Annotated in this window: 1 protein-coding gene; it reads left to right on the top strand. The window is 55.5% G+C overall.

Annotated elements, in window-relative coordinates; all coding sequences use genetic code 11:
- Nucleotides 1-267: 267 nt before the first annotated feature.
- On the top strand, nucleotides 268-461 hold a 194-nt coding region (locus AC1D0P_RS29265; protein ID WP_477679940.1), incomplete at its 3' end, for a hypothetical protein.

Genomic DNA, 461 nt, shown 5'->3' with positions numbered 1-461 from the left:
CCGATGCGCTTTATGACGATCATACCGCGCACTTTCCCGACGGCGCGGTCTCGATCAGAAACTTCTCCGAGGTCGCTCCTCTGCCTGGACAATCAAAATCCTGATCATGCAGTTCCCCACAAAAAATTAACAAAAGTAAACCACTCGTTAACCTTAATCGTTTTTTATGCCCTGAGACGAATCCGTTGCATTAGCAGACGCGCAGGCGCGCCAGTCTCATGCAAGGGCGGATGGCTAGACTGATGATCAAGTCTTGGGGAAGTGTGAATGGATGCGAAGCATGTCGCGGTGTTGTTGGGTGGGTTCTCTTCCGAGCGGCCGGTGAGCCTTTCGTCGGGAAATGCCTGCGCTGACGCGCTTGAGGCTGAAGGTGTCGCGGTGTTGTTGGGTGGGTTCTCTTCCGAGCGGCCGGTGAGCCTTTCGTCGGGAAATGCCTGCGCTGACGCGCTTGAGGCTGAAGG

Source organism: Polaromonas sp. P1_G2 (assembly GCF_056405515.1).
Note: the sequence above shows the minus strand (reverse complement) of the source record. Positions and strands in the feature narration are given on the sequence as shown.